Raw genomic sequence first — 23,956 nt, 5'->3', positions numbered from 1 at the left:
ACAATTAGTGATTATTGAATACCCCAACGCGTGGGTTGACTGCTCATCTCAATTTCCATTACCCCTCCTCTCACAAGATCCTCATGGCTGAAGAAAGGGGTGGTCAACGCTTTGCCGTTCAACGACACACTTTGTATGTATTTGTGGCTTTTGGCATTGTTTTTCACGTAAATGCTGAACTTCTTATCGCCCGGCAGGTTGATCACAACTTTATCAAAGGCAGGACGCCCGATGGAGTAAACCGGTTTGCCCGGACATACTTGATAGAAGCCCATTGAGTTGAGAATATACCAGGCAGACATCTGCCCACAGTCTTCATTACCCGACAATCCGTCTACCCGGTTGGAGTATTGGCTCTTATAAACACTGTCTACAAGTTCCTGAGTTCTCCAGGGAGCATCGGCATAATTATACAGATGTATGATGTGATGGCTGGGTTCATTGCCATGTGCGTATTGTCCGATAAGTCCGCTGATATCTGCGGATGTAGCTTCTCCTTCCAGCGAAGAATCGGCCGTAAATAAAGAGTCCAGTTTTTCTATGAAAGGCTCTTTTCCACCCATCAAGTTGATAAGCCCATCTACATCATGCGGAACAAACCAGGTCCATTGCCAGGCAGTACCTTCACAATAGTCGTCGGTACGGTGGGTGGAAGCACGCGGATTGAAAGGCGTACGCCATTCTCCCTTAGAGTCTAGTCCACGCATGAAGCGGGTCGACTTATCGAAGTAGAACTCGTAAGCTTTTGCCAAACGGGCATATTTTGTTTGTACTTCAGAATCACCCATTGCCTCGGCGAAAACAGAGATGCACCAATCATCATAAGCATACTCTAGCGCTTTAGCAACCGACTCATTCTCGCGATCGCACGGGATGTATCCGATTGTGTTTTTGTAATACTTAGCCTTTGGCATCAGATGCGGCAAAACAAGAGCCGGGCACTTAATGCCGTTGGTGTCATACTCGGCAGCACGCAGAGAGGCTTTATAAGCTTCGCGTATATCAAAATTACGGTAACCTTTCACATACGCATCTACGATGACAGGTACGGCATGGTATCCGATCATGGTACCGGTGTAGTTGGACGCCAACTCCCACATCGGGAATATGCCACCCTCCTGATGCTTTTTAATCAGTGAGTTAACGAACTGGTTATTGAGTTCCGGATCGATAATTGTCATTAATGGATGCAGGGCCCGGAAAGTATCCCATAAAGAGAATACCGTATATATCGGGTTGATCGTGTCCCCTTGATGAACAGTAAGGTCCATTCCAAGGTATCGCCCGTCCATATCTGTAAACAGATTGGGGCTAATGGCGGTGTGATACAGCGAAGTATAGAATATAGTCTTATCATTCTCATCCGCCGTTGTAATATCGATTTTGGATAGATAACGGTTCCAATCGGCACGTGCGTTGGTGCGTATCCGGTCGAAGTTCCAGTCGGGGATTTCGGTCTCTACGTTTTTACGGGCACCTTCTGTATCCACAGCCGATACGCCGACTTTAACCAATACCTGTTCGTCTTTATGAGTGTTGAACTGTAACAGAACTTTGCAGACAGGGAGACGCTTGCCGTCGTCCATTGTTACAGAGTCCGTGATGAGTGTATGTGTAAACGGTTTGGAGAACTTGGCATAGAAATTAATGTACTGGTCGAATGCCCAGTAGGTTGTTTTCTTATGTCCGATGATCTCGGTGTCACTGATGACTTCAATCTCCATTTCCGAATTGGTCTGTCGTTGCAGGCTATAGTCGAGATCGAGAATGAATCCGGCTTCCTTACTTTCCGGGAAAGTATATCGGTGGAGTGCGCCCCGTTTGGTTGCAGTTAGTTCTGCTTTTACCTGATACCTATCCAGAAATACGGCATAATATCCGGGTTCGGCTGTTTCGTTTGAGTGTGAAAACGAGGAAGCGTAGGGAAGTTGTTGGCTTTGTGAATCGGTGATCGTATATTCTTGTGTACCAGTTGTCGGCATCAATAAAACATCTCCATAGTCGCAACATCCGGTACCACTGACATGCGTGTGAGAGAATCCGTTGATGGTAGAATCGGCATAGTAATAGCCTGAACAAGCGTCCCATCCGTCTATGCGTGTGTCGGGGCTGGGTTGGATCATACCGTGTGGTACTACTGATCCCGGAAATGTATGTCCGTGTCCGCCGGTCCCGATGAAAGGATTGACGTATGCGCTGTAATCTTTTACTTTCGTGGATTCTGTGCAGGAGCTAAATGCGAAAAAACCTCCTAAACATCCTATAAGGAATGTTTTTAATTTCATAGTATTGGTGTCTTTATTTGGTAACCGGAGTTATTTTTCATCCGGAGAGATGAAAATATTGCTTCCGACAATTTTATAGTTCATTGGTATGGAATTATTCAGCGACTTTAGAACGGATTCGATTGTGGACTTCTTCTTTAATACGCCCGAATAGGTCTTATCAGCCTTCATATCTGGTGAGAGGATGATCTTTACGTCATAAAAACGTTCAAGTGCTTTTGTAATGGTGAAGATGTTGGCCTTCTCAAATGGAATCAGATTATCATGCCATACGATATCTAATTTTGCATCCACTTGCTTGACAACCAGCCTTCTGCTGGCTTTATTTAATTCGGCACGTTGTCCCGGTGAAAGTACAATCATCCCTTCATCATTATTCCCCCTTACTTCAATTTCTCCTTCAATCAAAGTCGCTTCAGCTATCTGGCTGCTTTTGACACACTTAAAATTGAATGAAGTTCCTAATACACGTACCCGCATTGCATCGCTTTCTACAATAAAAGGCTTTTGGTGGTTTTTAGTTACTTGAAAGTATGCTTCTCCTTCCAGATATACATTTCGCTCATTCTCCGAAAACTCACGGGGATATTTTAAAGTAGCTGCATTGTTGAGCCATACTTTTGTTCCATCCGGAAGCACAACTTCCTGAACAATACCTTCCGATGCTGCGGCAACTAACATGTCGCGGGCAATGTCCGTGCGTGAATACCAATAGAGAATGCCACTCCCTACTAATAGAATAACTGCTATGGAGGCGGCAATCTGCATCCACGGTTTACGGATTCTTCTTTGCTCTGTCGGTACATACTCTTGTTGCAGTCTTTTATATAATCTCCTCTCGGCTCTGGCTGTTTTTTCTGAAACAGTGTCTGCCGATAACTTACCTAAGTGATAGACTTCTTCCATGCCGAAGAGTTGCCGTGCATTCTCCTCCGACTCCTGAAGCCAGGAATTTATCTCAGAAAGGTCTTTTTCAGAACACTTTCCTGTTAGGTATCTATTTAGTATGTCTTCACTCAGATTCTTCATTTTCTATACGTTTACATTATAATAACAATCAATGTGGCAATAACACTTATTCATTTCATTAAAAATAAAAGCAAAAGCAGCATTAAATGTTCCAGTCTGCTTCGAAGGTATTTTAATGCTTTGTACATATGAGCTTCGATTGTTCGAAGCGAAACCCCCATAAGGTCGGCTATTTCTTTATTTTTCATGTCGTGCAGGTAACTGAGCTTAAACACTTCCTTGCATTTTTCGGGAAGTTCGTTAATGGCGCCTAGAATTTCCTTACGCAACTCTTGATTCTCTATTCGGCGAATAACGTCGTTATTGTCCGGGTGATAGAATGCAGCTCGTCTCTGATTGATATCCTCCAGAGCGTTGCAATAGCCGTCAGCTATATTCCGGCGTTTGAGTACATTAAGCGAACGGGTATAAACTGCCCGGTAGAGAAAGGCTTGGATTTGTTCGCCTATCTCTATGCTGTCTTTTCGTTTCCATAATTCCACAAATACATCCTGAACTACATCTTCGGCCTCCTCATCTCCAACAATACGAGTTGCATAGAAAATGAGGTTGGGGTAGTATTTGCGAAATAAAGCCTGGTATTTTAAATCAAAATTCCCATTCATTTTTTCTTTGGTTTGGTTTAGGATTTAGGTGTATTACTCATTTCGAATTCTACAGTGGCTCCACTCATAATCTGTTCATGCGTGAAATAGGTCTTGTCATAGGCCACTCCATTTACTTTAACGGAATGAATATAAATGTTTTTCTTGCTTACCTTAGGAGCCAATACTGTGAATGTTTTCCCATTGGCTAAATGTAGTTTGGTTTCCGGGAATAGCGGCGTGCCTATTTCGTATTTTCCGCAGACCGGATTTACCGGGTAAAATCCCATCGCACTGAATACATACCAGGCTGACATTTGTCCGCAGTCTTCGTTTCCACAAAGACCGGCCGGAGAGTTCCGGTACAGTTCGTGCATCACCTTGGCTACGTATTCTTGTGTTCGGTAGGGCTGTCCTACTGCATTGAAGAGGTAAATTACATGATGACTGGGCTCATTGCCATGTGCATACTGCCCAATCATACCGGTACTGAAAATAGGAAGTTCATCTTCAGCTGAAGGATGGTAAGTGAACATACTATCCAATTTTTCCGCAAACCGTTTCTTTCCGCCTACGAGGCCGATTAAACCGTCAATATCGTGCTGTACTGACCAGAAATATTGCCATCCATTGCTTTCGCAGATGTGTGGCGTATAGTCCTCAGCACGAAAGTCTTTAATAAAAGCACCTTTCTCGTCACGTGGTTGCATGAAGGAACTGTTTGGGTTATATACATTCTTATAGTTTTGTGAGCGACGGTAGAAGGTATCGGCTATTTCTTTCTTTCCCAATTTAGTCGCCATTTCAGCGATGCAATAATCGTCAAAGGCATATTCCAATGTTTTGGATAACGACCAGTTTTCGTTATTATACTCGTCGGTTAAATTATATGGTATATAACCAATTTCCTTGTATATCCCGATGCCCCGATATTTGTCGATGTTCGCAGTAGCTATACAAGCGTCCAACGCTTTTTCTGCATCAAAGTCACCGATACCTTTCAGGTAGGCATCCACAATGACAGGAACTGCGTGGTAACCGATCATCATGTCTGTTTCGCTGCCATAGAAATTCCATACCGGAAGACGCCCGTTCTGTTCGTAAAAGGCTAGGAGAGATTTTACCATGTTGTTTACGCGCTCCGGTTCGGTATAAGTGAATAGGGGATGAGAAGCCCGATATGTATCCCATAGCGAAAAAGTACTGTAGTTTACCCATCCTTCGGCCTGATGTACTTTTTGATCAGGTCCGTAATAACTTCCGTCTACATCGCTGTAGATAGTGGGAGCCAGCATGGAATGATACAAAGCTGTATAGAAGTTGACTTTATCATCTAGCTGATCTGTTTGAATCTCAATCTTACTGAGTTGACGGTTCCAATTGTCTTTGGTATGGGCCAGGTATCGGTCGAAATCATTTTCAGGAACTTCAGCTTGTAAGTTCTTAGCGGCACCTTCCATGCTAACACCGGATATAGCGGTATTGACCAGAATCTGATCTCCTTCCTCTGTTTGGAAATCAAAACGGGCAACAACAGCCGTACCGATACGTTTTCCATCTTTATGTATGGCAGTGGTATCCATTTCCATTTTTTCGAAAGGACGGGAAAAACGTGTGTGGAAATAAATTCGTTGATTACGTGCCCATCCGTCGGAGAAGCGATAACCCTGTATCGTGACTGAGTCTACCACTTCGATATACGAGTCGTTGGTGAAATCCCAGTTCATCGCTTTCTTTAGGTTTAGAAAGATAGCGGAGTTGGCTTTTGGAAAAGTATATCGTTGGATACCGCACCGTTCGGTTGCTGTTAGTTCTACGTTGATCTGGTAGTCTTTCAGGAAGACCTGATAATATCCGGCATAGGCCGTTTCATCGTCATGAGAGAATTTAGAGTGTATACCGAGTGGTGCTTCCGCTTCTTGGTAGGGAAGTGTTACGGGCATAAAAGATATGTCGTATAGATCTCCGGCACCGGTTCCGGAAAGATGCGTATGGCTGAAACCGGCAATTGTGCTGTCCGGATAAAAATAACCGGAAATGCGATCCCAACCCGGAAGGCCGTTGTCCGGACTTAGTTGTACCATACCAAACGGAGCTTGTGCGCCGGGGTATGTATTACCGGTAAAATCAGTGCCTATAAATGGATTGACATAAGCTGTATAATCAATATCTTTAGATGTTGTACATGCTGCAAGAAGACAGCCTAAAGTTAAGAGTAGATAGGTTGGTGTTTTCATTAAAAGTGAATTAGGGTTATTGTACAAATACATGTTCCAAATGCAAATGTAGGAAAAAAAGATAATAAAAAGAGGTTGGCTTCTCTTTTTCATAAGAAACCAACCTCTTTCGTATGTAAGTTGTATGTCGAGATTACGAACGAGCTAGCTCAATAACCTTTTCTATAGCAGCGTTCAATCCATCTATGTTTTTACCTCCGGCTGTTGCAAAGTGAGGCTGTCCACCACCGCCACCTTGAATCAATTTAGCCGCTTCTTTAACCAGATTACCGGCTTTCAAACCGCTGGCAACAAGGTTGTCGCTGAGCATAACGGTAAGCATTGGTTTCTCATGATCGATTGTTCCCGCTACGAAGAATAGATTCTCCGTAATTTCACCACGCAGCTGGAAAGCAATGTTTTTTACTACTTCGATAGGTAGCGGAGCACAAAGCTTGATAACTTTCATTCCGTTAATATCCTGAACGTTCCTCAGTAGTCTTTCTTTGATAGAAGATTCTTTTTCTTTCATATAGTCTTCTATTTGCTTTTTCAGCCCGGAGTTTTCCTCAATAAATTTGCGGATTGCAGTTCCAAGATCCGGTGTATTATTGAATAGTGCTTTTAAGTCGCTGAGTGTGTCTTGAATGGTATCCAGTAATTCTTCCACACGTACTCCTGAATAAGCTTCAATACGACGAACACCAGCTGCGACCGAACTTTCTGAAATAATTTTCACCATACCGATACTTCCTGTTGCGGCAACGTGTATACCTCCACAGAACTCTATGGATGAACCAAATTGAATAACGCGCACTCTATCGCCATACTTTTCACCAAATAGGGCAATCGCTCCTAATTCTTTAGCCTCTTCGATTGGAATATCCCGATGCTCTGTCAATGGGATATTGGCACGTATTTTAGCATTAACCAAATGTTCCACCTTGCGAATCTCTTCATCGGTAACTTTTTGGAAATGTGAGAAGTCAAAACGTAATGAGTCCGGAGTAACTAACGATCCCTTTTGTTCTACATGTTCTCCAAGTACTTCACGTAGAGCCTCGTCCAACAAGTGAGTAGCGGAGTGGTTTGCAGCACAACTAGCACGCTTGTCTGTATCTACACAAGCCATCATAGGAGCTTGCAGATGTTCAGGAAGCTTTTTAGTGATATGTATCGGCAGGTTATTCTCTTTTTTCGTATCGATCACTTCAATGGTCTCGAATTCATTGATCAAAACACCGGTATCACCTACCTGTCCTCCACTCTCTGCATAGAAAGGCGTGTTATCGAGTACGATTTGATACAGTGTCTGGTTTTTTTGCTTCACCTGGCGGTAACGTAGAATAGAGGTTTCGTATTCGGTATAATCATACCCTACGAAGTCAGACGTGCCTTCTTTCAGAATCGTCCAATCTCCGGTCTCTACGCTTGCAGCATTACGAGCGCGTTGCTTTTGTTGTTGCATCTCTGCATCGAACTCTTCATTGTTTACTGTCATTCCATTCTCACGGAGTATCAGCTCTGTCAAGTCAAGTGGGAAACCGAAAGTATCATATAATGTAAAGGCGTCTTTTCCGCTGATTTCTGTCTTTCCGGCAGCTTTTGCGTCTGCAAATGTTTTGTCGAGCAAACGGATACCGGTTTCCAATGTGCGTAAGAATGACTCCTCTTCTTCTTTAATAACCTTCTCTATCAATCCTTTTTGAGCAATCAGTTCCGGATAAGCTTCTCCCATGCTATCGATCAATACGGGAATAAGCTCGTACATGAATGCTTGCTTTTGATTAAGGAATGTATAACCGTAGCGAACAGCACGGCGGAGAATACGGCGAATGACGTATCCGGCTTTAGCGTTCGAAGGCAATTGACCGTCTGTAATAGAGAATGCAATGGTGCGGATATGGTCGGCAATAACACGCATTGCGATATCTTGCTGTATGTTTTTGCCATATTCGGTTTTTGCGATACTGGCTATCGCTTTAATTAGCGGTTGGAACACATCCGTGTCATAGTTGGAAGTCTTTCCCTGCAATGCCATACAAAGACGTTCAAATCCCATTCCGGTATCGATTACCTTGGCGGGAAGTGGTTCAAGCTACCGTCCGCCTTGCGATTGTATTGCATAAATACTAGGTTCCATATTTCTATAACTTGTGGATGGTCATGGTTGACTAAGTCACGTCCGGAGATTTTGGCGCGTTCGGCAGCAGGACGGAGGTCGATATGGAGCTCAGAACAAGGGCCACAAGGTCCGGTATCACCCATTTCCCAGAAGTTGTCATGCTTATTACCATTAATGATATGGTCTTTGGGCAGAAACTTTTCCCAATAAGAAGATGCTTCATCATCCCGGCTTAGTCCTTCTTCAGGACTTCCCTCAAATACGGTTGCATATAGATCTTCCGGATTCAGTTTCAGTACATCAACCAAGTATTCCCACGCCCAATAGATAGCTTCTTTTTTGAAATAATCGCCAAAGGACCAGTTGCCGAGCATCTCAAACATCGTGTGATGATAGGTGTCGTGTCCTACCTCTTCCAAGTCATTGTGCTTTCCGCTGACACGCAAACACTTTTGTGAGTCAGCGACTCTGTGGTATTTCGCCGGTTGGTTTCCTAAAATAATATCTTTAAACTGATTCATCCCTGCGTTGGTGAACATTAGGGTAGGATCATCTTTAATCACCATTGGAGCCGAAGGTACAATATGATGTCCTTTCGACTCAAAGAAATTCTTGAATGAATCTCTGATCTCTTTTGCAGTCAACATACTTCTTTATATATCTATCGTTGAGGTTAATAATCTCAAAAAACTGTGCAAAGATAGCTTGTTTTTATTACTTTTGCCGTATTAACAAGCGAAATATTTCCAAAAAGATGCGTAAAGTTTACTACATCTATAATCCACAGACGCAGACATATGATCGAATTTACCTACTGTGCGGCAGCGTGCACTCAGTATTTTGCGCAGGCTCTTCATTGGGATGGGGTTGGGGGCAGGGAGCTTTATCGTATTGCTTTTGATTTTTGGCTCTCCGTCTGAAAAAGAATTGCGAAAAGAAAATAGCCAGCTTCTGGCACAATATAATGTACTTTCCCGGCGGTTGGATGATGCTATGGGAGTACTTCAGGATGTTCAGCAACGTGATGATAATCTCTATCGAGTGATTCTGCAAGCTGATCCCATATCACCTGCTATTCGGATGGCAGGATATGGTGGAACCAATCGTTATGAAGAGTTGATGGATTTGGCGAATGCCAAATTGGTGGTGAATACGACTCAGAAACTGGATGTGCTAACGAAACAGTTATATATCCAATCTAAATCCTTCGATGACGTGGTAGCTATGTGTAAGAATCATGATGAAATGCTGAAATGTATGCCTGCGATTCAACCGATATCCAATAAAGACCTTCGACAGACGGCTTCGGGATATGGGACACGTATTGATCCTATTTATGGGACGACTAAATTTCACTCAGGGATGGATTTCTCGGCTCATCCGGGAACCGATGTATATGCAACCGGCAACGGAACAGTAGTGAAGATGGGATGGGAGACCGGTTACGGGAATACGATTATTATCGACCACGGTTTTGGATATCGTACTTGGTATGCCCATTTACAGGATTTCCGTACTAAGCTGGGTAAGAAAGTTGTTCGTGGAGAAGTAATTGGTGGAGTAGGGAGCACAGGAAAGAGTACCGGGCCTCATTTACATTATGAGGTACATGTAAAGGGACAGGTGGTTAATCCGATCAATTATTATTTCATGGATTTAAATGCTGAGGATTATGATAAGATGATCCAGTTGGCAGCTAATCATGGAAAAGTGTTCGACTAACGTTTAAAGAATAAACTCAATGTCTGAATCAGAACAAAAATTAAAGCTCTATTATTCGATTGGTGAAGTAGCCGATATGTTTGGCGTAAACCAGTCACTCCTTCGCTTTTGGGAAAAGGAGTTTCCACAAATAAATCCTCGTACCGGAGGACGCGGAATCCGTCAATACCGCAAAGAAGATGTAGAAACTATCGGCTTGATTTATCACCTTGTGAAGGAGAAGGGGATGACTCTGCCCGGTGCCAGACAGAAACTGAAAACGAATAAAGATAACACCGAGCGTAATTACGAAATTTTAAATAGGCTGAAGACTGTTAAAGAAGAGTTGCTAGCCATAAAAAAAGAGTTAGACGGACGCTAACTCTTTTCTGTTTCTTATTTCTTTTTATCCTTCTACGCGGTTGACTTGTTTAATGTTGTTCACCTTCTTGAGATTGTTGCATATCATCCTTACGTCTTCCACATCATGAACCCACAACTGAATCTTTCCTTCAAAGATTCCATCATTCGTTTCTATACTTAACTTACGTATGTTAACATTGAGTTGTCGGGAAATGATCTGCGTTACTTCATTAAGTAAGCCTACACTGTCTATACCTTTTATATAGATATATACCAAAAAAGAAAGTTCTTTGTGTGTATCCCAAACTGTTGCTAGGATGCGATTGCCATAGCTGCTTTTTAGTTTAGCTGCTACGGGGCATTGACGTTTGTGAATAACAACTCGATCATTGTCATCAATGTACCCCAGTACATCATCGCCCGGAATGGGGTGGCAACATTCTGCCATGATATATTTCGTTTGCAAACTTTCTTCGGTGAGCTTGAGTACTAGTTTTGGATTGATCTTCTCTTTTTCAGAAGGCTCTTTACTCTCTAGCTTGTCTTTACCACCACCACCAAAGGAAAAGGTCAGATACTTTTTCCAGTTACTGGGTTGTTTTTCTCTCAACTCATTCTTATCTGCTTCACCAAGAACAATCGTTTTACTACCTATCGCGGCAAGTAGTTCTTCTTCATTTTTAAAATTATGAAGCCTACGGAGTTTATCAATTGTAATCTCGCCCGGACGTATTTCTTCTTTTTTCAGAAATTCAGTGAGAATTTCGTCTCCTTTCTTCTGATTGATCTTACGTTCTTTGCGTAGTATAGCGGCAATTTTTGTACGTGCTCGAGCCGTTGTGGCAAATAATTCCCATTGTGGCTGAACCCGTTGCGATTTGGAAGTAAGTATTTCTACCTGATCGCCGCTTTGTAGCTTATGGCTTAATGGTACTAGTTTATGATTCACTTTGGCACCAATGCAGTGACTGCCAATATCAGTGTGGAGTGAAAAGGCAAAGTCGAGCGCAGTCGAGTTCTGCGGCATTGTTTTAAGTTCACCTTTGGGGGTAAACACAAATATCTCGGATGCAAAAAGATTCAGTTTGATTGTATCCAGAAAGTCGATCGCATCAGGTTGCGGGTCATCTAGGATCTCTTTAATGGTTTTCAACCATTTTTCCAATTCTCCTTCATCTTCACCTCCGCCGCCATCTTTGTATTTCCAATGGGCTGCAAAACCTTGTTCGGCAACATCATTCATTCGCTCACTGCGAATTTGTACTTCAATCCATTGTCCGTTCTGTCCCATGAGTGTGACATGTAAAGCCTGGTATCCATTCGCTCTCGGATGGCTTACCCAGTCACGCAAACGGTCAGGGTGCGGCTTGTATATTTTAGAAATGGATGCGTAAATATCGAAACAGTCGTTCAACTCTTCCTCAGTATTACGCGGCTCAAATATGATTCGGACAGCAAGAAGATCAAAAATCTCTTCAAAAGGCACATGCTTAGTCTGCATCTTATTCCAGATGGAATAGATCGATTTAACTCGTGCGAGGATGCGATACTTCAATCCCTTTCTATCTAATTGCGTGCGTATAGGAGCGGTAAACTCATTGAAAGCTTTGTCACGTTCTACGGCAGTTTCATTGAGTTTTTCTTCTATTTCCTCATACTCTTCAGGATGTTCGTATTTGAAGCTGAGGTTTTCTAACTCCGTTTTTATCTTATTCAATCCCAGTCGATTGGCTAGAGGAGCATAGATGTAGAGTGTTTCACCTGCGATTTTGTATTGCTTATTGGGAAGCATGGAGCCCAACGTACGCATATTGTGTAGGCGGTCGGCAATTTTTATCAGAATCACCCGTATATCACTCGACATGGTAAGCAGCAACTTCTTGAAGTTCTCTGCTTGTGCCGAGGCACGATCACCAAAGATCCCTCCCGAGATTTTAGTTAGTCCATCTACAATTTGGGCTATCTTCGGGCCAAAGATGTTTTCAATATCTTCTACGGTATAATCGGTGTCTTCTACAACATCGTGCAGTAGGGCTGAGCAAATGGAAGTAGATCCAAGTCCTATTTCATTGCATACGATTTTGGCAACCGCAATCGGGTGCATGATGTAGGGCTCACCGGATCTGCGCTTAATTCCTTTATGCGCTTGATTGGCAAAATTAAATGCTTTTGTGATGATTTCGACTCGTTTGCGATGTTTGGTAGCAAGGTAATCGTTAAGGAGTTCTTGGAACTCCTTATTAATCATATCTTCTTCAGTTATTTCTTTAGCGGGCCGATTATTCATATTGTGATCCTTTCACTTGCTTAATTGTGCAAAAATAGACAAATTTCCGAACGGTGCAAGTAAGGAATAAGTTATTTGTAAATTTTCAAATTTTTTCCAGCTGCGATTTTGGTGTTCGATAATCCGTTCCAATTTTGTAAATCTTTAACTCGAACGCCGTATCGAGATGCTATGGTTGATAAAGTCTCTCCACTCTTGATCTTATGGTACCTCACGTTACCTTTACCGGTGGTTGCAGTCTTTTTACGTGCAGCGGTTGGCGTATCATTTTTTACTGCTACAGTTCTACGGTTGCGGAATAGTTCATCCGAACGATATGCATAAATCGTATCTTGGCAATCAATAAAGGAGCTAATAGCTGTTAAAGGTAAGCGAAGTGTGTATGGCTTGATATCTCCTGGTACAACTTGTTGCTTATATTGCGGATTCAAACTCTTAATCTCATCCAAAGGTACTTTGCAAAGCTCTGCGATCTGTTCAAAATGTAAGTTTTGGCTGACTTGTACTGTATCTGTACTAGCTGGAATATTTGTTTCCATCGGGCAAATGTTATGGTCACAATAGTAAGTCATGACGTAATTGGCTGCGATGAAAGCAGGTACATATCCGCGCGTTTCTTTCGGTAAAAAATTGTAGATCTTCCAATAATCCTTTTCACCTCCTGCACGGCGGATTGCTTTATTGACAGTTCCGGGACCGCAGTTATAGGCAGCGATAACCAAGTTCCAGTCGCCATAGATGTTATACATTTCCTTTAGGTAACGTGCAGCAGCCCAAGTTGCCTTAATCGGGTCGCGGCGTTCATCAACAAGGCTGTTAGATTCGAGCCCGTAAATCTTACCGGTTCCAATCATGAACTGCCATAGGCCGGAAGCGCCAGCACGTGAAACGGCAGATGGATTCAAAGCAGATTCTATGATAGGTAGATATTTCAATTCCAATGGAATTCCGTAGGCATCAAGTGCTTCTTCGAAAATAGGCATATAGAAATTACATGCACTTAGCATAAAAGATACCTGATTGCGTAAACGACCAGCGTACATATCAATAAACTTACGTACGATCTCGTTGTATGGCATTTCCATTACGGCAGGAATACGTGAGAGGCGATCCATATATATGGAGTCGCTGAATAACGGATTTACTTCGGCTGTACTGCAATCTTTTCCTAAGTCGATATAATTTTTTGCTTTCCAGTCGTTGAGCAGACTATCCAGTGGATAGGTCATACTTTTAGGTAAATCGATACTCTCTTTACGTTCAGCTCCATTCTCATGGATAAGTACATCTACACTTTGTCCTTTCACCTGAAGTGTTGCTAACAGGAAAAGGAAAACTAACGGACAGTAATTAATCAAATTCTTCATTCTTTAATAATAAGTTCAATCTTTGTTGTGTTCTTAAAACCGCAATACACATTGTACACCTACCGACTTCCGGTTGGAATTATGAAACTGTAGATTGTCGTTAATAACGGTAGGTTCTACTCTCATACTTAAATCGGGAGTTATATCGAAGTTCGATAATTCGGCATCCACATAGGCGTCGATGATTGAGATTATATATACTCCGATAAATGCAAAAATGCTAAGGTCTCTGAATCGACGGAAAGAATCTTTTCGCCGTTTCAATGTATTTTTTAATTGGTCTTCGTTATAACTGGCATTCGGTGGAAGCAGGTCTTCATAGCTTTTGGTATTTGGATTATTATCCATTATATCCATATAAGCCTGCGAATAGTCTTTATACATTTTACTATTCCAGCTGAGTGCATAGGCACAACCTGCAAATCCTCCGTAAATAATCGGTAGCTTCCAGTATTTCCGATTGTAAATTTGTCCACCACCCGGAAAAACGACGGCTAGCCATGTCGCTTTACTAGGATTAGGTACAAAGAGCTTTTTGGGTAACTCCTGGGCTGGAGGGAGGCTGTCGACGTTTACAGCGACACGTTTCGGTTGCTCTATTTCTTTTATTTTCTTCTGATTCGCTTTATCTATACTATCCGTGAGCTGGATTTTGGTGGATAGCATACTGTCTACAGACTGTAAGTGTTCGGGTTTATTGGTTTTGAGTACTTTGTTTAATGTGTCCTGCTTTTGGATTTCAGGTTCACGGTGTCTACGAGCACGCGCCTTAGGCGCTTCACGCTGTTGAACGACACTATCTTTATGTACTGGAGTTACTGTAGACTGTGCATACAGTTCAATCCCTGCCACCTGTAGAAAACAGAGAAGCAGGGGAGTCAATAGTAACTGATATATTTTACTTTTACTTGTCATTTACTTCTTTAGCGTGTCGAAGATTTCCATGATGCGTTCCAAATCTTCTTCGTTACTGAAAGGAATGCTAATTTTTCCTTTCCCTTTTTCGGAACAGGTCATTTGCACCTTGGTGTTGAAGAAGCCGGAGAGTTGTTTCTTTAGTAAGTTGAACTCTTCGGGAAGTTTGGCACGTTTCGGAGTGAGCTTTCGTGAACCGCTTTTGACGGTTTCACCTTCATTCAGTGATTTCACAATTTCCTCCACCTTGCGTACGGAGTAGTTATGCTCTTGTATCTCCTCGAATATTTTTACTTGCATTTTGGGATCTCCGAGTGTAATTAATGCTCGGGCATGTCCCATATCTATCTGTTTGTTTTGTAAGGCCATTTGTATGGGAGCCGGTAACTTCAGAAGTCGGAGGTAGTTAGCGATGGTAGTTCGATTCTTACCAATTCGTTCACTGAGTCGCTCCTGAGTCAGTTCATACTGGTCTAGTAAGTGTTGGTAGGCTAAAGCTATTTCTACCGCATTCAAGTCTTCACGTTGGATATTCTCTATAAGAGCCATTTCCATCATGTTCTCATCGTCAGCTGTACGTATGTAAGCCGGAACTGTTGTCAGTCCCGCTTTCTGTGACGCGCGGTAGCGTCTTTCTCCAGCAATAATTTGATACTCATCGTCTGAGATCTTGCGTAATGTTATGGGTTGAATGATTCCTATCTCAGAGATAGAATCCGATAACTCTTGCAAAGCAACTGGATCAAATTCACGGCGCGGTTGGTTGGGGTTGACGGATATTTTCGCCAGCTCTATTTCATTGATAGAAGAAGAACCTTCGGTTTTTACATCATCCATAGAGAGCAAGGCGTCAAGACCGCGACCTAAAACTTTTCTTTTTGGTGTTGCCATATCTTCTTCGTTTTATCTGTTTTTATTAATAATCTCTTTGGCTAATGACAAGTGGTTTTTTGAGCCAGTAGAATCCGCATCATAGAGAATAGTTGGGATTCCGTAGCTGGGTGCTTCGCTAAGCTTCACATTGCGTTGAATAACCGTATTGAAGACTAGCTCTTGGAAATGCCGCTTTACTTCATCATAAATTTGATTGGCTTGTCGCAAGCGTGAGTCGTACATCGTTAGTAAGAAACCTTCGATTTCTAATGAAGGATTGAGTTTCGATTTAATTATTTTAATCGTGTTTAATAGCTTACTGATGCCTTCAAGAGCAAAATATTCAGCTTGTACAGGGATTATTATCGAATCAGCAGCTGTTAGCGCATTGATCGTGATAAGCCCCAGTGACGGTGAACAGTCGATTAAAATATAATCGTATTTCTCTTTAAGCGGTGTCAGTACTTCCTTTAGAATCTTTTCACGGTTAGGGAGGTTGAGCATTTCAATTTCCGCTCCTACCAGATTAATATGCGAAGAGATAACTTTAAGAGAATCGATTTCCGTATCATGGATAGCATCTTCCACATTCGCTCTATCTATGATACATTCATAGATAGTACACTCCGACTGCTTGATGTCTACTCCCAAACCGGAAGAGGCATTAGCTTGCGGATCAGCATCTACCACGAGCACTTTCTTTTCAAGTGTAGCAAGTGAAGCTGCGAGGTTGATTGTGGTCGTTGTCTTTCCGACACCTCCTTTTTGGTTAGCCAAAGCTATAATTTTTCCCATATTCACTAAATTTATTGGCAGCGAAATAAGCGATAAAACCTTAGAGCACCTACGAAAAAAGCGAAACTTTGAGTTTTCTGTTGATAAGTCACCCGTTTTGTTAATAACTACCCACTGAGTCAATTATAGAATCCGGCTGGTTATCGTCAATCTTTTTTCTGAGCTTGCAAATATACATATTAATATTGAATTTATATCCTTTTTTACTCACTTGCAGAAGATTAAGATTTGTAAACTTCAGCGGGAGTAGCGGGAGTAACGCGACTGGTACGGTTCATAAGAGGGAGTCTTGTCGTCTGACTGATATAATGAAACTTGGGTTGGCAATACAAGTTCTTTTTGTTACTTTTGTGCAAATATAAAAATAGAGAAATAGAATATGAGTAATAGAAAACCGTTGATACTCGTTTCAAATGACGACGGTGTGGTATCTAAAGGTATTAGTGAATTAGTGAAATATCTGCGCCCTTTGGGAGAAATTGTAGTGATGGCTCCCGATTCTCCGCGCTCGGGGAATGCTTCTGCATTGACTGTTACACAACCGGTGCATTATCAGTTACTTCGAAAAGATGTTGGGCTAACTGTTTATAAGTGTTCGGGCACACCGACTGATTGTGTGAAGCTAGCTCGTAACACGGTGCTTGATCGTGAACCGGATTTGGTTGTTGGAGGTATCAATCATGGTGATAACTCTGCTACGAATGTTCACTATTCCGGTACGATGGGAATTGCTATTGAAGGTTGCTTGAATGGAGTTCCATCGATTGGCTTTTCTTTATGTAGCATGATCCGGGAGCCGATTTTGAAGCCGCCGGACCATACATTCGCAAGATTGCTGCTATGGTACTAGAGAAAGGTTTACCTCCTTTGACTTGTTTAAATGTGAACTTTCCCGATACGTCGGAACTTAAAGGAGTAAAAGTCTGCCAGCAGGCGAAAGGAAGATGGACGAAAGAGTGGGAGGCTTGTCCACGTCTGAGTGATCCGAATTACTTTTGGTTGACTGGGTCATTTACCGATTCTGAGCCTGAGAATGAAAAGAGCGACCAATGGCATTGGCCAATGGATATGTCGCTATTACTCCCATTACAGTGGATCTGACTGCTTATAATTCGATCGACAGCCTCGAAGCGTGCTGTCGCGAGTCAGGGTTATGCGATTGATATTTATCATCATTACCTAAATCACATTCTCATGAAATATTATTTGATAGTCGGTGAAGCGTCCGGTGATTTGCATGCATCTCATCTGATGACCGCTTTAAAAGAGGAAGATGCACAAGCCGAATTTCGCTTTTTCGGAGGAGATCTGATGGCTGCTGTCGGTGGTACAATGGTGAAACATTATAAAGAATTGGCGTATATGGGATTTATACCAGTGTTATTGCACCTGCGTACCATTTTCGCTAATATGAAACGTTGTAAGAAAGATATTGTAGATTGGAAACCGGATGTGGTTATTTTGGTCGATTATCCGGGATTTAACCTCGATATTGCCAAGTTTGTCCATTCGCAAACAGAAATTCCGGTATATTATTATATATCTCCTAAGATCTGGGCGTGGAAAGAATACCGTATCAAGAATATTAAGCGTGATGTAGATGAGCTTTTCTCAATCCTTCCTTTTGAGGTAGACTTCTTTGAGAAGAAGCATAAGTATCCTATTCACTATGTAGGAAATCCTACGGTAGATGAAGTAGCGGCTTTTAAAGAAGAACATCCAAAAGATTTTCAGGCATTTGTAGCAGACAATCAATTGGTGGATAAACCGATCATTGCTTTGTTGGCGGGAAGCCGTAAGCAGGAGATAAAAGACAATCTATCGGATATGATTAAGGCAGCTTCTGCTTTTCCTGAATGTCAGCTGGTGCTGGCCGGTGCGCCTGGCATTGCTCCGGAGTTCTATGAAAAATATCTGAATGGGGTAGATGTGAAGATTGTCTTCGGGCAAACGTATATGCTACTTCAACATGCTGAAGCTGCTTTAGTGACGTCGGGAACTGCGACTCTTGAGGCAGCACTCTTCCGTGTTCCGCAGGTTGTTTGTTATTATACGCCCATTGGCAAGGTTATCTCATTCTTGCGACGGCATATTCTGACTGTGAAATATATTTCGCTTGTGAATTTAATAGCTGATAAGCAGGTAGTGGAAGAGCTGGTTGCCGATACAATGACAGTTGCCAATATGCGAGATGAACTGAATCGTATTCTTAACGATAAGGCGTATAAAGAGTGTATGTTGAATGACTATGAGTTAATGGCTAAACGCCTTGGACCTCCGGGTGCACCTCGGCATGCAGCCTCTAAAATAGTGAAAATGTTGAAAAAATAGTTCCTCATTTCTGAATAAATGTAAAGCCAGTGCAGTAAATGCCTGGTTTTGCTGTTTATAGAGCAGAAACATTAAAAAAAGAAAGGAACAGATATGAAAAAGCTAAATTGGTTTTTAGGTGTATTACTGTTTGCATTGATACCAGTGCTGCAGTCTTGTGATGATGATGACAATAATGTTATTGGTTGGGATTGGGCTACTGTTCAGGCCACCGGTGGTGGAGAATATACGCTTGTCGGTGATAAGTGGGGAACTATCTTGCCGGTTGCTACTGCCATTCCTTGGTATAAACCGGTTGATGGAGAACGTGTGGTTGCTTTCTTTCGTCCCTTGGAAGAGGGAGCTCAGGGACAAGAACATGATGTTGTTGTCAAGATGGAGGGAATTACTTCGGTGCTCACCAAAGAGGTAGAAGAGCTAACTGCTGAAAATGAAGAAGAATTCGGGAATGATCCGATCGTAATCTATGAAGGTGATATGTGGCTTGGAGGTAAATACCTTAATCTTATCTTTAGGCAGAATATACCTCATAGCGAGAAACATCGAATCAGTTTGGTCGAGAATAAGAAGGTGACTGTAGATCCTCAGGAAAATGACGGTTATGTACATCTGGAATTGCGTTATAACACCTATGATGACACGACCAATTTATGGGGATGGGGACGCGTCTCTTACAACCTAGCTGATTATTATCCATCTGCGGAGCATTTCTCTGATACTGAAACTCCAACTTTTAAAGGGTTTAAGGTGAAAATAAACTCTAAAACTAATGGTGAAAGAACTTTAGTACTCGAGATCGGTAAGTCAGTGGCTGTACCTGAATCTGCTAAAGACGCGCATTCGACTATGTCGCTTAAATAAAAGAATGATTGTTTGATTTTGTTTTTGAAAGAAAGCCGGCCTATTTTAGTAAGATAGGCCGGCTTTCTTTATACTTGTTTTTTTGTATGCTAAGAATAAGTCAGGAAGTAGAGGTAAGCTACTGCTGCGGGAATTGCCATTAACGAACTGTCAAAACGGTCGAGCATGCCACCATGTCCCGGTAGAATATTGCCCGAGTCTTTGATATGAAGTTGTCTTTTAAATAATGATTCAGTCAGGTCGCCCCATGTACCAAATACAACTACAACAAGAGCAAGGCCGGCCCATTGCCACATCGCCATGATTGGAAAATAATATCCAAAGACGAAAGAAATACCGATTGCTACCACTCCTCCACCAATTGAACCTTCCCATGATTTCTTTGGAGAAATACGCTCAAATAAACGATGCTTACCAAAGAGCGAGCCTACACAATAGGCTCCTGTATCGTTCAGCCACAAGAATATGAAAATGGATAACGGTAGTATAGGATCATATCCAATGCTAGAGTTAGCCGGTGCATTATGGAATGCCAATATATTCAGCATCGCAAAAGGAAGGCCAATATAGAGTTGGCTGAACATTGAAAATGCCCAGTTAAGTATTGGGTTTTCCTTTTTTAGATACAGTTCGCTAATCATTAAGTAGAGCAGCAATAGAACATAGGGGATAAAGATGCTCGATCCCGAAATATTGCTGCAAAATGCTAAGATAGCAATGAATAAGTAAGCTCCTGCCAGCATCAGGATATTCTTATTGACGGAAACTCCTTCTATACGGTTGACCAACTGACCAAATTCGAAAATGGTCAGTGCGGAAATCAATACGAATAAGATTCCGAAACTAATCGGAGAAAATAGAATACAGCCCACTAGGACGGCTACGAAAAGTAGCCCTGTAATAGCACGTTGTAGGAAATTGCTTTTCAAAACAGTTGGTTTTAGTTGTTGGATTCCGCTGTTTCCTCTTGTTCAGAGCTTTCAGTTTCTTCTTTATTCTCTTTTTCTTCTAACTCTTTGGCTAGCTTTCTTTCAGCTTCAGCAGCAGCCTGACTTTCTTTTGCTGCCATGATCTCTTCGGAACGAGAAGCCCACGGACGTTTCCCAAAGATACGTTCCACGTCTTCTGCGAAGATAACCTCTTTCTCAATGAGTAATTGGGTCAGTTCATTATGCCCTTCCTTATTCTCAGATAGAATTAGTTTGGCACGCTCATACTGCTCGTTAACCATTTTCTTAACCTCTTCATCGATCAGTTCAGCTGTTTTCTCGCTATAAGGACGATTGAACGAATACTCTTCGTTGTTGTAGTAACACAAGTTTGGAAGTTTTTCACTCATTCCCAAATAAACAATCATGCCATAAGCCTGTTTGGTTACTCTTTCCAAGTCGTTCATTGCCCCGGTTGAAATGCGTCCGATAAATAAGTCTTCGGCTGCGCGTCCTCCCAGAGTTGCACACATCTCATCCAGCATTTGTTCTTTGGTGGTGATTTGGCGTTCTTCCGGTAGGTACCAAGCTGCTCCGAGTGCGCGTCCGCGAGGTACGATCGTTACTTTAATCAATGGGTTGGCATATTCCAATAACCAGGAGATACTGGCATGGCCTGCTTCATGAAGTGCGATAGATCGGCGTTCAGCTTCGGTTGTGATTTTCGTTTTCTTTTCCAATCCACCGATAATACGGTCTACAGCATCCAAGAAGTCTTGTTTGCCCACAAATTTCTTTTGGTGGCGGGCTGCTATTAGGGCTGCTTCGTTACATACATTAGCTATGTCAGCACCTGAGAATCCTGGAGTTTGACGAGCTAACAGATCGACATCAACCGTATCGTCTATTTTGATTGGGCGTAAGTGTACACCAAATACTTCTTTGCGTTCATTCAAGTCGGGTAGGTCCACGTGGATCTGGCGGTCGAAACGGCCTGCACGGAGTAAAGCCTTGTCCAATACATCTACGCGGTTGGTAGCTGCAAGGATAATGACTCCACTGTTCGATCCGAAGCCATCCATTTCGGTCAGCAACTGATTCAATGTATTTTCGCGTTCGTCATTACCTCCCATTGCAGGGTTTTTACCACGTGCACGTCCTACCGCATCAATCTCATCGATAAATACAATACAGGGTGCTTTCTCTTTAGCTTGTTTGAATAGGTCACGTACACGTGATGCTCCTACACCTACAAACATTTCGACAAAGTCCGAACCGGCCAGAGAGAAGAATGGTACGTCTGCTTCACCGGCAACCGCTTTCGCTAATAAGGTTTTACCGGTTCCCGGAGGGCCTACGAGCAAAGCTCCCTTAGGTATCTTGCCTCCTAAGTCTGTATATTTCTGTGGTTCTTTGAGGAACTCTACAATCTCTTCAATTTCTTGTTTAGCTTCCGCCAATCCGGCCACATCCTTGAATGTGATTTTGATTGAGCCTCCCTTTTCGAATAACTGTGCTTTTGATTTGCCTACATTAAAGACCCCACCGGCACCTCCACCGGAATTGCCACTCATTCTGCGCATGAAAAAGATCCAGAGACCGATCAGTAAAACTAATGGAAGAATATTTATCAGAATAGCTGGGAATATATCCGATTTGGGAAGATAATCAGAGGAACCGTCGAAATGGCCTGCTGCTTTTTCTGTTTGCAGGAAGTCTTCCAATCGATCCGTAGAAGGAGCCCGGCTTGTAACCATCGGGTTCTTTCCAACGCTATTAGAATCAGCTCCAAACACTACTGCTACGGCAGTAGGCTTTATGAAAGCTTCAATCGATTTATCTTCGTATCCCAATACTTTATTGATATACCCTTTGCTTATATATTCTTGGAATTGGCTGTACGGAACAACCTTTTTCCCGGCTCCCCCGGGATTTCCGCCCCACCATAGCCCTATGAGCATAAGTGCAATGATCATATACATCCAATTCAAGTTGAACTTGGGCATATTCATTTTACTGTTGGGCTTATTGTCACTGTTTGTATTCTTGTTATTATTCATAATGATAATTTAGTCTAAATCAGGTACTTTAGTGAGTTTAGAGTCAGCCCAGAGATGCTCAAGGTTGTAGAAAGCCCTGGTTTCAGGCAGAAAAATATGAACCAGTACATCAGCATAGTCCATGGCTACCCATTCAGCATTGCGAAGCCCATCTATCGCAAGGGGTTTACTATTCACCCCTTCGTGAGTAAATTCTTTGATAGAGTCAACAATCGAACTAATTTGGCTAGGGGAGTTTCCCTGACAGATTATAAAATAGTTACAGATGGTGTCTTCTATCTTGGTTAAGTCGGCTATCACAATGTTCTTGCCTTTTTTTTCCTGAATTCCCTCTTGGATTTTTTTTATTAATATTTTTGTATCGCTCATCTATTTGTTAGAATTAATAATGTATGCTTGATTCTTGTCTTCTTATAACAAGAAAAAGGGGTTCTTTGTTTCTTCTAATTATAAACGTTATATTTTTGACAAATATACGGTGATTTATTGGATACAAGAAAGTTATAACCTATATTTTTGTGTTTTTTAGTTATGATGTAATTCTTTTGCGACAGCAGCCGGATGTTTTTCGAGAAAAAAAACAGAGGAATGTTTTGTTATCCCAAATAATTTGTATCTTTGCATCCGCAATCGCTAAAATAGTGGGCTATGGTGTAACGGTAACACTACAGATTCTGGTCCTGTCATTCCTGGTTCGAATCCAGGTAGCCCAACGCAAGGTGCAAAAACATGAGTTTTTAGCACCTTTTTTTGTTTATATTTAATTGCGTTGTATCCACTTCACCGGAATCCTGTAAAACCGAAGAAAAGTGAACCCTATCTTTAAACCAACCAATCATTCTATAATAAAAACTTTCATCAACTTGCATGATACCCTGTTCCTTTATCCTGCGGAGGTTGTTTTCGAATAGACAATTTCCCCGGTATTAGATGTGTGCAATGCCTCATCGGTAAAAAGACTGTTCGGGCGCGTTAATGCAAACGATATATAGTCATAGTCACTTTTTGCCGTAAATGCCTGATTGGTAATTTGATACATTGCGTCTACTCTTCTCAGATTGATCTACTCAATAGATAATACCGATTTTCAAAGATTGTGTACTTGGCTAAAATACCCCGACATATAGTAGTAAACAACTAGTAAAAGGCTCTTTTTTCCATTATATTAGCCGTTCCACATATGTGCGACGGCTGACTCACATATTGTGGAACGGGCGTCGCACATATTATGAAAC

General features: G+C 42.1%; 15 protein-coding genes, 1 tRNA gene and 3 pseudogenes. 6 read left to right on the top strand and 13 right to left on the bottom strand.

Translation table 11 applies throughout. The features are described 5' to 3' along the window. Positions 1–11: 11 nt before the first annotated feature. From JCM10512_RS09095 to alaS, 5 genes and pseudogenes are all read right to left on the bottom strand, one after another. Positions 12–2,285 carry a GH92 family glycosyl hydrolase gene (locus JCM10512_RS09095; protein ID WP_044162371.1) on the bottom strand — a complete coding sequence of 758 codons (2,274 nt, stop codon included), beginning with the start codon at positions 2,283–2,285 and terminating at the stop codon, positions 12–14. Positions 2,286–2,315: 30 nt separating this feature from the next. Next, positions 2,316–3,314, bottom strand: a complete 999-nt coding sequence (locus tag JCM10512_RS09090) for a FecR family protein (protein WP_044162369.1) — start codon at positions 3,312–3,314, stop codon at positions 2,316–2,318. 50 nt (positions 3,315–3,364) lie between these two features. Then, positions 3,365–3,919: an RNA polymerase sigma-70 factor gene (locus tag JCM10512_RS09085; protein ID WP_044162367.1), complete on the bottom strand. Its 555-nt coding sequence runs from the start codon at positions 3,917–3,919 to the stop codon at positions 3,365–3,367. A 17-nt stretch (positions 3,920–3,936) separates the two neighbouring features. After that, positions 3,937–6,135, bottom strand: a complete 2,199-nt coding sequence (locus JCM10512_RS09080; protein ID WP_044162366.1) for a GH92 family glycosyl hydrolase — start codon at positions 6,133–6,135, stop codon at positions 3,937–3,939. A 133-nt stretch (positions 6,136–6,268) separates the two neighbouring features. After that, positions 6,269–8,886, bottom strand: a pseudogene (gene alaS, locus JCM10512_RS09075) (alanine--tRNA ligase). A 107-nt stretch (positions 8,887–8,993) separates the two neighbouring features. On the opposite strand from alaS, the pseudogene JCM10512_RS09070 reads away from it, so the two are divergent. Together JCM10512_RS09070 and JCM10512_RS09065 are read left to right on the top strand one after the other, a co-directional pair. Beyond that, a pseudogene (locus JCM10512_RS09070) lies at positions 8,994–9,961 on the top strand (M23 family metallopeptidase). Positions 9,962–9,980: 19 nt separating this feature from the next. Further along, complete coding sequence (locus tag JCM10512_RS09065) at positions 9,981–10,322, top strand: MerR family transcriptional regulator (protein WP_044162361.1); 342 nt, start codon at positions 9,981–9,983, stop codon at positions 10,320–10,322. A 24-nt stretch (positions 10,323–10,346) separates the two neighbouring features. Here JCM10512_RS09065 and JCM10512_RS09060 read toward each other — a convergent pair whose 3' ends face one another. The 5 genes from JCM10512_RS09060 to JCM10512_RS09040 form a co-directional block, all read right to left on the bottom strand. Beyond that, complete coding sequence (locus JCM10512_RS09060) at positions 10,347–12,590, bottom strand: RelA/SpoT family protein (protein ID WP_044162358.1); 2,244 nt, start codon at positions 12,588–12,590, stop codon at positions 10,347–10,349. 71 nt (positions 12,591–12,661) lie between these two features. Then, on the bottom strand, positions 12,662–13,957 hold the full coding sequence (locus JCM10512_RS09055) for a lytic transglycosylase domain-containing protein (RefSeq protein ID WP_044162356.1): 1,296 nt from the start codon (positions 13,955–13,957) through the stop codon (positions 12,662–12,664). 33 nt (positions 13,958–13,990) lie between these two features. After that, positions 13,991–14,872: a DUF5683 domain-containing protein gene (locus JCM10512_RS09050; protein ID WP_044162354.1), complete on the bottom strand. Its 882-nt coding sequence runs from the start codon at positions 14,870–14,872 to the stop codon at positions 13,991–13,993. Then, complete coding sequence (locus JCM10512_RS09045) at positions 14,873–15,763, bottom strand: ParB/RepB/Spo0J family partition protein (RefSeq protein WP_044162352.1); 891 nt, start codon at positions 15,761–15,763, stop codon at positions 14,873–14,875. Between the two features lie 12 nt (positions 15,764–15,775). Further along, positions 15,776–16,540 carry a ParA family protein gene (locus tag JCM10512_RS09040; protein ID WP_044162349.1) on the bottom strand — a complete coding sequence of 255 codons (765 nt, stop codon included), beginning with the start codon at positions 16,538–16,540 and terminating at the stop codon, positions 15,776–15,778. A gap of 379 nt (positions 16,541–16,919) precedes the next feature. Between JCM10512_RS09040 and surE the strand changes: the two are divergent. The 3 genes and pseudogenes from surE (at position 16,920) to JCM10512_RS09025 (ending at position 19,732) form a co-directional block, all read left to right on the top strand. Further along, positions 16,920–17,703 (top strand): annotated as a pseudogene (gene surE, locus JCM10512_RS09035) (5'/3'-nucleotidase SurE). A 31-nt stretch (positions 17,704–17,734) separates the two neighbouring features. Further along, on the top strand, positions 17,735–18,871 hold the full coding sequence (gene lpxB, locus JCM10512_RS09030) for a lipid-A-disaccharide synthase (protein ID WP_044162348.1): 1,137 nt from the start codon (positions 17,735–17,737) through the stop codon (positions 18,869–18,871). Between the two features lie 93 nt (positions 18,872–18,964). Next, the gene (locus JCM10512_RS09025) at positions 18,965–19,732 is read left to right on the top strand and encodes a NigD1/NigD2 family lipoprotein (RefSeq protein WP_044162346.1); all 768 of its coding nucleotides are present in this window, start codon (positions 18,965–18,967) and stop codon (positions 19,730–19,732) included. 89 nt (positions 19,733–19,821) lie between these two features. Here JCM10512_RS09025 and JCM10512_RS09020 read toward each other — a convergent pair whose 3' ends face one another. Genes JCM10512_RS09020 through rsfS form a run of 3 tightly spaced genes read right to left on the bottom strand, consistent with a single transcriptional unit; the run spans position 19,822 to position 23,090 of the window. After that, positions 19,822–20,661, bottom strand: a complete 840-nt coding sequence (locus tag JCM10512_RS09020) for a phosphatidate cytidylyltransferase (protein WP_044162345.1) — start codon at positions 20,659–20,661, stop codon at positions 19,822–19,824. Between the two features lie 11 nt (positions 20,662–20,672). Further along, on the bottom strand, positions 20,673–22,721 hold the full coding sequence (gene ftsH, locus JCM10512_RS09015; protein ID WP_244978104.1) for an ATP-dependent zinc metalloprotease FtsH: 2,049 nt from the start codon (positions 22,719–22,721) through the stop codon (positions 20,673–20,675). Positions 22,722–22,730: 9 nt separating this feature from the next. Continuing rightward, positions 22,731–23,090: a ribosome silencing factor gene (gene rsfS / locus JCM10512_RS09010; protein WP_044162342.1), complete on the bottom strand. Its 360-nt coding sequence runs from the start codon at positions 23,088–23,090 to the stop codon at positions 22,731–22,733. 273 nt (positions 23,091–23,363) lie between these two features. Here rsfS and JCM10512_RS09005 point away from each other — a divergent pair. Continuing rightward, positions 23,364–23,434, top strand: a tRNA-Gln gene (locus JCM10512_RS09005). The last annotated feature ends 522 nt before the right edge of the window (positions 23,435–23,956 follow it).

Source organism: Bacteroides reticulotermitis JCM 10512 (genome assembly GCF_000517545.1).
Taxonomy (GTDB): Bacteria; Bacteroidota; Bacteroidia; order Bacteroidales; family Bacteroidaceae; genus Bacteroides; species Bacteroides reticulotermitis.
The sequence above is the reverse complement of the archived record's forward strand: the minus strand, read 5'-3'. Positions and strand labels throughout refer to the sequence as shown.

What these genes read in the sequence shown, in the direction of transcription:
- JCM10512_RS09095 (WP_044162371.1), bottom strand. Translation starts at nt 2,285, where the DNA reads ATGAAATTAAAAACATTCCTTATAGGATGTTTAGGAGGTTTTTTCGCA.
- JCM10512_RS09090 (WP_044162369.1), bottom strand. Translation starts at nt 3,314, where the DNA reads ATGAAGAATCTGAGTGAAGACATACTAAATAGATACCTAACAGGAAAG.
- JCM10512_RS09085 (WP_044162367.1), bottom strand. Translation starts at nt 3,919, where the DNA reads ATGAATGGGAATTTTGATTTAAAATACCAGGCTTTATTTCGCAAATAC.
- JCM10512_RS09080 (WP_044162366.1), bottom strand. Translation starts at nt 6,135, where the DNA reads ATGAAAACACCAACCTATCTACTCTTAACTTTAGGCTGTCTTCTTGCA.
- JCM10512_RS09065 (WP_044162361.1), top strand. Translation starts at nt 9,981, where the DNA reads ATGTCTGAATCAGAACAAAAATTAAAGCTCTATTATTCGATTGGTGAA.
- JCM10512_RS09060 (WP_044162358.1), bottom strand. Translation starts at nt 12,590, where the DNA reads ATGAATAATCGGCCCGCTAAAGAAATAACTGAAGAAGATATGATTAAT.
- JCM10512_RS09055 (WP_044162356.1), bottom strand. Translation starts at nt 13,957, where the DNA reads ATGAAGAATTTGATTAATTACTGTCCGTTAGTTTTCCTTTTCCTGTTA.
- JCM10512_RS09050 (WP_044162354.1), bottom strand. Translation starts at nt 14,872, where the DNA reads ATGACAAGTAAAAGTAAAATATATCAGTTACTATTGACTCCCCTGCTT.
- JCM10512_RS09045 (WP_044162352.1), bottom strand. Translation starts at nt 15,763, where the DNA reads ATGGCAACACCAAAAAGAAAAGTTTTAGGTCGCGGTCTTGACGCCTTG.
- JCM10512_RS09040 (WP_044162349.1), bottom strand. Translation starts at nt 16,540, where the DNA reads ATGGGAAAAATTATAGCTTTGGCTAACCAAAAAGGAGGTGTCGGAAAG.
- lpxB (WP_044162348.1), top strand. Translation starts at nt 17,735, where the DNA reads ATGAAATATTATTTGATAGTCGGTGAAGCGTCCGGTGATTTGCATGCA.
- JCM10512_RS09025 (WP_044162346.1), top strand. Translation starts at nt 18,965, where the DNA reads ATGAAAAAGCTAAATTGGTTTTTAGGTGTATTACTGTTTGCATTGATA.
- ftsH (WP_244978104.1), bottom strand. Translation starts at nt 22,721, where the DNA reads ATGAATAATAACAAGAATACAAACAGTGACAATAAGCCCAACAGTAAA.
- rsfS (WP_044162342.1), bottom strand. Translation starts at nt 23,090, where the DNA reads ATGAGCGATACAAAAATATTAATAAAAAAAATCCAAGAGGGAATTCAG.